This window comes from Streptomyces sp. NPDC052107 (assembly GCF_040680215.1).
Classification (GTDB): domain Bacteria; phylum Actinomycetota; class Actinomycetes; order Streptomycetales; family Streptomycetaceae; genus Streptomyces.
In genome coordinates this window covers 1-7,759 of record NZ_JBFAWG010000169.1, presented here as the reverse complement: position 1 = coordinate 7,759, position 7,759 = coordinate 1, and the positions used below count along the sequence as shown (strand labels likewise).

5 protein-coding genes and 1 pseudogene are annotated in these 7,759 nt (G+C 66.7%); 2 read left to right on the top strand and 4 right to left on the bottom strand.

Annotated features, from left to right (window positions below; all coding sequences use genetic code 11):
- Positions 1-232: 232 nt before the first annotated feature.
- From AB0M27_RS45645 to AB0M27_RS45635, 3 genes are all read right to left on the bottom strand, one after another.
- A complete protein-coding gene (locus tag AB0M27_RS45645; protein WP_365731944.1) occupies positions 233-676 on the bottom strand; it encodes a pyridoxamine 5'-phosphate oxidase family protein in 444 nt (147 codons plus the stop codon).
- Positions 677-1,057: 381 nt separating this feature from the next.
- The gene (locus tag AB0M27_RS45640) at positions 1,058-1,999 is read right to left on the bottom strand and encodes an NADP-dependent oxidoreductase (RefSeq protein WP_365731942.1); all 942 of its coding nucleotides are present in this window, start codon (positions 1,997-1,999) and stop codon (positions 1,058-1,060) included.
- A gap of 76 nt (positions 2,000-2,075) precedes the next feature.
- Positions 2,076-2,624 (bottom strand): peroxidase-related enzyme, encoded by a 549-nt coding sequence (locus AB0M27_RS45635; protein ID WP_365731940.1) that lies wholly within the window; start codon positions 2,622-2,624, stop codon positions 2,076-2,078.
- 143 nt (positions 2,625-2,767) lie between these two features.
- On the opposite strand from AB0M27_RS45635, the gene AB0M27_RS45630 reads away from it, so the two are divergent.
- The gene (locus AB0M27_RS45630) at positions 2,768-3,421 is read left to right on the top strand and encodes a TetR family transcriptional regulator C-terminal domain-containing protein (RefSeq protein WP_365731938.1); all 654 of its coding nucleotides are present in this window, start codon (positions 2,768-2,770) and stop codon (positions 3,419-3,421) included.
- A gap of 134 nt (positions 3,422-3,555) precedes the next feature.
- On the opposite strand, the pseudogene AB0M27_RS45625 reads toward AB0M27_RS45630, so the two are convergent.
- Positions 3,556-4,731: pseudogene (locus AB0M27_RS45625) on the bottom strand (IS3 family transposase).
- 326 nt (positions 4,732-5,057) lie between these two features.
- Here AB0M27_RS45625 and AB0M27_RS45620 point away from each other — a divergent pair.
- Complete coding sequence (locus AB0M27_RS45620; RefSeq protein ID WP_365731936.1) at positions 5,058-7,514, top strand: SpoIIE family protein phosphatase; 2,457 nt, start codon at positions 5,058-5,060, stop codon at positions 7,512-7,514.
- Positions 7,515-7,759: the final 245 nt, after the last annotated feature.

Here is a 7,759-nt window from a genome sequence, read left to right as displayed (position 1 = left end):
CTGCGGCATCGGGGCCTCCTGCTGCTCTATGGATTCGACACCCACGAGTTGTTCAGGAGGTCCCGTCTTCATGCCCTGGCCACGGCAGGATCACCGCATGCAGGGATTGAGGCGGCGGGGGCTGGAAACGGAGCGCACTATGCGCCCCGCGCCAGTCCTGACCCTGCTCCGGCAGACCTGCTACAAGATCGCCATGGGCATCACCAGGGGATACAGGCGGCCTGATGTGGCATCAATCGTATGCCACACCGTAGTTGGCGGCCCACTCATGCTTCAGGTCGTCTTCGTTCGCGTGCCCGAACGTGTACGCGGGAGAGTCCACCCGCAGCACCCGGTCCACCCGGATCAGTACGGCCTCGTGGCACGGGTAGATGGGATCGCCGTGGGTGTTCAGCACCCACTGGCGGGACCAGTCGTACACCGGGTCGCCTTCCCCGCGGATCTCGGCTGTTCCCTTGAAGCGGTACCCCCGCCTCAGCAGGAAGTCGATCACGTTGACCTCAACCCGCGGATTGTGCCGAAGGTTCTCCACCGTATTGGGCGAGGCCATGTTCATGAATACCAGGTGATCGTCGTCGTAGACGCGCACGGACCCCTTCGGGGAGAGGTTCGGAGAGCCGTCCTCGCAGACCGTCGCAACGAACGCCAGCTTGGCGCTGGTGACGATCTGCCGCATGTCCTCAGTGATTATTCCCATCGCTCCTCAACCTTTCCTGCCACGTCTGCGTGCCGCGTCCTCCTGGGCCGTCACGGCGCAGCCTTTTTCGAGTGCGCGGCACAGCGGGCCGTTTCCCTGGTCCGCGGAAGCCCTGGCTGCTCGCTCTGCGCTGCTGCGGGGGCTTCCCGATCGCGTTGGGCGCCTCTTGTCCGCCGACACCCCGGTCAGTGATCGCATCCGCACGGACGGCCGTTCCGGAGCCCGGAGCCCGGAGCCTGACCAGCGGTCGGCCCCTCACGGTGCCACCGTGAACCGGCCCGACCGCCTGATGCGCCCTCGTCTGGTGGGCAGGGCTGCGCAGGCGGCCGTGCCGTGTGCGGCGGGTGTCGTGAGTCGGTGTCAGGGCCGGGTGGCGGCCCGTCGTGGATGTGCTCCGGTGAGCACGATCTTCTTGCCGCCGGCCTGCCCGGTGGACACCCGGGCGAAAGCGGCCGGCCCCTCACTCAACGGGAGGGCTTCCACGTTCTGCTTCAGTGTGCCCTCCACGACCGCCTGCGCCAGATGGGCAAGCTGAGCGGCATCAGGCCGGACGTAGAGGTCCGTGCTGGTGATACCACGCTCTCCCGTCGGCGCGTCCGAGGTCAGTGACACCAGACGCCCACCGTCCTGCACCAGCGACAGCGCGGCCTGCGCCGTACCACCAGCAGCGATCAGCGCACCATCGAACCCACCACGAACCCGACCCGCCCAATCCGAGTCGTGGTAGTCGACAACCTCCAACGCACCCAGACCACGCAGGCGCTCAGCAGCCGAAGCGGACGCCGTCACCGTCACCTCGATCCCCCGAGCAGCAGCAATCTGCAACGCCAGCACACCGGTCGCCCCACCACCATTGGTGATCAGCAGCCGCTGCCCCCGGCTGAGCCCCAGTGCCTCCAGCGACTGGTACGCCGTGAGCCCGGCAACCGGCAGCGCCCCCGCCTGCAGCGGATCCAGCCCCGCCGGACAGATCGCAGCACTGGCCGCAGTGATCAGCACCCGCTCAGCCCAGAAGCCACTGCCACCGGGCAACGGGGCCTCATGCGCAAGCACCCGGTCACCGACAGCGAAGCCCTCGACATCAGGCCCCACAGCCACAACCCGGCCCACGCCCTCCACACCCAGCGCCGCCGGCGGACGCAGCCCCACATCCCAGCCCGCACCGTTCAGCAACCGATCCCACGGACCGACACCGGCCGCCTCCACCTCCAGCAGAAGCTGACCAGCACCAGGAGCCGGCGGCTCAGGCACCTCCAGGAGGACGACGTCCGCATCGGGGCCGGACACTCCGCTAGCCTTCATGATCAATCCCTTCACTCGGTCCGGCCGACGGTAGGTACAGGCCGGCCGCCATATCTTCACTCTGGGGTTTCCGCGCTCAACCGGGCGTACCGACCGAGCTGGCGGAGGGGATGTCGATGTCGGTCTGGTTGACGTTGTTGAGAAAATTGGTCAGCAGGGCCTGCACTGCGACCGTGACGATCGCCAAGATCTGCGGGTCGGTGTAGCCGGCGCCGCGCACAGCCGCGAGGTCTGCGTCGCTGACTCGCCCGCGGCTCTCGACCACCCGTTGAGCGAAGCGAGCGACTGCGGCGCGCTTGGGGTCGACAGAGCTCCCGGCGCGAGCCAGCTCGATGTCGTCGCTCGACATTCCGCTGAGTTCGGATGATACGTACGTGTGAATCGCCAGGCAGTAAGCGCAACCGTTGGCCTCCGAGACCGCGAGCGCGATGGTGTGCCGCGTCTTCGCGTCCAGAACGCGACTCATGGTGCTCTGCAGCGTCACGACGGCGTCGAGAACGGTCGGGTTCGACGCGATGGTCTTGAACATGTTCGGGACGAAGCCGAGCTGTGCGCCAATGTTGTCGAGGATGCCTTGCACTCCCGGGGGGACGTCGTCGGAAGAGGGAACGTTCAGTCGTGACATAGCGAATCAACCTCCGGTAGGTGTGCGAGCAGGCGCCGAGCCCAGGTCGCGCCGAGCAGTTTTTGGGCTCGGCGGCCCACTTCTCAGAGCTAACACCGCCCGAGACTGGGCTGTCAAGCCCACCCTGCGATATCATGCGACGCATGGAAGCCACGACACGAGCTCGCGTGCCTCGCAAGCTCACGGACAAGGGCCAGGCGACCCGTACCCGGATCCTGGAGCACGCCGCGGAACTCATCTACACGAAGGGTGTCCACGCGACGAACAACGAGCAGCTCCGTCGCGCAGCCGGCGTCAGCGGGTCACAGCTCAACCACTACTTCCCGACCAAGGAGAGTCTCGTCCTGGCAGTCATCGCATGGCAGGCCGATCGCGTCCTCACCTTCCATCGCAATGAGCGATTCGTCTCCTTCCACGATCTCGACGCATTTCGGGAGTGGGCGGATTTCTACGTCGGCTACGAGCGCGCCTACCAGGAAGGCTGCAGCCTCGGCTCCCTCGCGAGCGAGATCATCAAGACCGACCTTGACGTTCACGATGAGCTCGCGAGTGCGTTCGATCGGTGGCGGGACATCTTCCGCGACGGGCTCCAGCACATGCAGCGACTCGGCCGCATCAGCACTGACGCGGATCCGACGCAGCTGGCCAATCTGCTTCTCTCTGCATTCCAGGGCGGCAGCCTCCTCGCTCAGGTCGCTCGGGACATCACCCCGCTAAAGGACGCGTTGCAGGCAGCCATCGATTACGTGCAGACCTTCGTGAGGTCTCCCGAAGTCGACGTACTGCAGGTTCGCTAGCCGCCGACGGTCTGAGGCTGCCCATCGAACGTGAGAAGGGTCGCATCCTCGACGGCGCGACCGGGCGGCAGTCAAGCATCCGACTCAGGGGGCGGGCGCGCGTGAGGCGTCCCCCGGAGTGTGGACACAGGGGCTCATGCCGCGATCGATAGCTTATCTGCTCGCAGATGCTGCTGTTCGAACTCCACAGGCGAGAGGTAGTTGAGGGCGCTGTGACGCCTGCGGACGTTGTAGTACGTCAGCCACTGGAAAATCTCCAGCCTCGCCTGCCGCACCGTCGAGAACAGCCTCTGGTGCATCGTCTCCCTCTTGAGTCCCTGCCAGAAACTCTCGGCGAGGGCATTGTCGTAACTCGAGCCGACCCGGCCCATGCTCCTGCGGATCCTGAAGCCGTCGCAGACCTGCGCGAACGCGGCAGCGGTGTACTGCGAGCCGCGGTCCGCATGAAAGATGACCCCAATCCACGCTGCCACCGCGGGTGGCTACGGCCATCTTGAGGGCATCGGTGACCAGTTCAGTGCGCATATGGGTAGCCATTGACCAGCCGAGCACCCGACGTGAGCAGATGTCCAGGACGCACGCGAGAAACATCCACACGCCGCCGACCTGCACATACGTGATGTCGCCGCACCACCTCTCGTTCAACTTCCCAGCATGGAAGTCGCGTTGAACGAGATCGGGGGCGGGTGGTGCGAGCCGGTCCGGGACCGTGGTGCGCTTGCGGCGCCGCAGATGCAGGCCCTGAAGGCCGTGCTTGCGCATGAGGCGCTCGACGCGCTTGCGGTTCACGGTGTGTCCGAAGCCTCGCAGCTCGGCGTGCACGCGCCGCACTCCGTACGTGCCCTTATGGCCGGTGTGGATCTCGCGGATCTCCGCGACCAGGGCCTCATCGGCGGCCTGCCGGACCTCACGGGCCTCCGCGCCGGCGACCCACCGGTAGAACCCAGAGCGCGAGACCCCAAGGACCCGGCATATCCGCTGGACGCCGAAGTCGGCCCGGTTGTCGGAGATGAAGTCCCAGCGGCGCCTCACGCCCTCATCTCCTTGGCGAAATATTGGGCTGCCCGGCGCAGCCGGCTGTTCTCCGCACGCAGCCGGGCCAGTTCCTCGTCCCTGCTCTCGGCAGCCTGCTCGTCGCTGCTGCCGCGGCCCGCCCGCTCATCGGCCTGCCGTACCCAACTACGCAGCGTCTCGCCGGTCACCCCGACATCCGCCGCGACCGCCGCATACGTACGCTTCCCGCCCGCCGCGCGGTACAACGCCACCGCGTCATTCCTGAACTCCGCCGGATACGGAGACTTACGTCCCACCAGGACACCCTTCCTCGGATCCACAAGATCCATTGTCAGAGTGTCCACACAGAAGGGGTCGCCTCACTTCCGCTTCCCCCACGCTGAACCGGGCAGAGCAGACCTCAATCAAATTTCCGCACCGCCAATCGAGGCTAACCCGCTCCCGAGCGTGGCGCCCCGAGCCCGCGACGTGGCGCTTCGCGGCGCAACCGGTCTGACAAGCGGCGCCCAGGGCCCGCCTGGCCGTTCGGCGCGAATTGGTCCGGTCTTTTGCTCAGAAAATGGTCCGCACATGTGGGCGGACGCGCGCATACGGTCGGGTCGCGACGCATCTGATGGGAACCATGAAGATGAGCACTGACCAGGCCGCATTCTTGGAGCCGCTGGGGCTCCGCGAGATATCCGACGCAGCTATAGCGATGATCGATGAGCAAGGGACGGTGGTCGCGTGGACACAAGCCGCTCAGCGCGTTGTTGGGTACTGCGCTGAGGACGTGGTGGGCCGGTCCGCCACACTCCTACTGCCATCTTCCGAGGGAACGCCGACGATATCGGCGTTCGCCGAGCGGTGCCGTGCCCAAGGTGGCTGGTCGGGCACCGCGGCGGTGCGCCACCGCGACGGCCGCACGCTCAACCTGAGCCTGCGCTTCTCGCAGCTGCGGGGGCGGGATGCAACCCACCGGTGGTTGGTATCCCTGACCGACATAGGCGCGTTCTCCTTGGGGGTGATGAACGGATCGGTGCGGGAGTCGCTGCTTGCCCGCGCGCCGGTCGGCATCGTCGTTCGTGACCCGCAGCTGCGCTGTACCTGGGTGAACGACGCGATGGAGCGTGACGGCATTTCCCGGGACCGGAGGTTCGGACGCTGCCTGAAGGATTCACTGCCCGGCTTCGAGGCCGAGGCCCTTGAAGCGGTGATGCGGCAGGTGCTGGCGAGTGGCACTTCCGCGGTCCACGAGTACCGGGCGTGGCCGCCGGAAGATCCGCGCCGGGAGCACGCATTCTCGGCCTCGTTCTTCTGTCTCCAGGGTGCGGACGGCCAGGCGCTGGGGGTGTGCAGCATAAGCGTGGATGTCACCAGCAACCAGCGGGCGCGCGAGCGCCTCGCCATCCTCAGCCAGGCCAGCACGCGCATCGGCAGCACCCTGGACATCATGCAGACCGCACAGGAACTGGCCAGCCTCGCCGTGCCCCTGTTGGCCGACTACGCCGTCGTCGACTTGGCGGAGTCCATCCTCCCGTTCGGCGAAGAGCCCGCTGCCCGAATCGACACAATGTCCGATGGCCCCTCTGTGTTCCGCCGTGCCGGTTTGGCCTCGATCCACCCAGGGATCCCGGAGTCGACGTTTGCGCGAGGGGAGACAATTTCCGTTCCCCCGAACTCGCCGCTCGCCAGCGCACTGCGCACGGGAAGGTCCCACCTGGAACCGGTACTGGACACCGCCCCTGGGACATGGATCGACCACGACCTGGCACGGGCGCAGAAGATCCATGAGAACAGGGTGCACTCCCTGATGATCGTGCCCATCCGTGCCCGGAGCTCCGTGCTGGGTGTGGCGTTGTTCGCACGCACCGAGGACCCGATGCCGTTCCGGGACGATGACCTGCTTCTGGCTGAGGAGTTGGTCACCCGGGCGGCGCTGTCCTTGGACAACGCCCGCCAGTACGCTCGCGAACGCAGCACGGCCCTCGCCCTCCAGCGCAACCTGCTCCCTCACCGTTTGAGGGGCGGCGTCGCCGTCGAGGCGGCCGGGCGCTACTTGCCGGCCGACACGGACGCCGGTGTCGGAGGCGACTGGTTCGATGTGATCCCTCTGTCCGGAGCCCGGGTGGCCCTCGTCGTCGGTGATGTGGTCGGACACGGCATCAACGCCGCGGTGGCCATGGGCAGGCTCCGCGCCGCCGTCCGCACGCTCGCGGACCTGGACCTGCCCCCCGACGAACTGCTGACCCACCTCGATGACAGCGTCCAGCGGCTGACCGGGGAAGATGACGACGCCCCCGGTCAGATACCCGCGATTATGGGCGCGACCTGTCTGTACGCCGTCTACGACCCGGCCACCCGGCAGTGCACGATGGCACGGGCCGGGCACCCCCCGCCCGCGATCATCGACGCACAAGGCCAGGTCACCTTCCCCGACCTGCCCACCGGAGCCCCACTCGGCCTCGGCCTCGGTCTGGTCCCCTTCGACGCCGTGGAAGTGGAACTGCCCGAAGACAGCCTGCTCGCGTTCTACACCGACGGCCTGGTCGAATCCCGTGACGACGACATCGACGTCGGCATGCACCGCCTCGGCACCGCCCTGGCACAACCCGAACAGTCCTTGGAAGACCTGTGCTCCTCAGTGGTGGAAACCGTGCCGACTCAGGCAGCATCCGACGACGTCACCTTGCTCCTTGTCCGGATCCACACACTCAACGCGGCCCACACTGCCTCCTGGGACCTGCCGACTGATCCGGCCGTCGTCAGCACCGCCCGGCACCTGGCCGCCCATCAACTCAGCGAATGGGGACTGGAACATCTCGTGCCCACCACGGAGCTGATCATCAGCGAACTGGTCACCAACGCCATCCACCACGGCGCCGGCCCGATCCGGCTACGACTCATCCAGCACCAAGCCCTGACCTGCGAAGTCTTTGACAGCGGAACGTGTTACCCCCGCCTGCGCCATGCCCGCATCGTCGACGAAAACGGCCGGGGACTGTTCCTGATTGCCCAGTTGTCCAGCAGGTGGGGCTTCCGCTCCGCAACGGGCGGCAAGCTCGTCTGGGCCGACCAAGACCTCCCGTCCACACTGTAAAGCGGGGATCGATGAGGGCTTCCCCCTCGGTCCCCACGCCAGCACACCAATGCCGCCGCGGAGATCCTCCGCAACGACCGCCAGGCGGCGGGCCCGATCGCGCCGCTCTTAACTTCCCCTTGATCTTTATCCTCGCTGCTGTTTCAGGCAGACGTGTTCGGTGAGGGTTTCGACTCGTTTCACGGTTTTCCCGGGCTCGTGACGTGGGGCTGGCCTGCGGTTCTTCGAGCCGGGTGGGCGTCCGG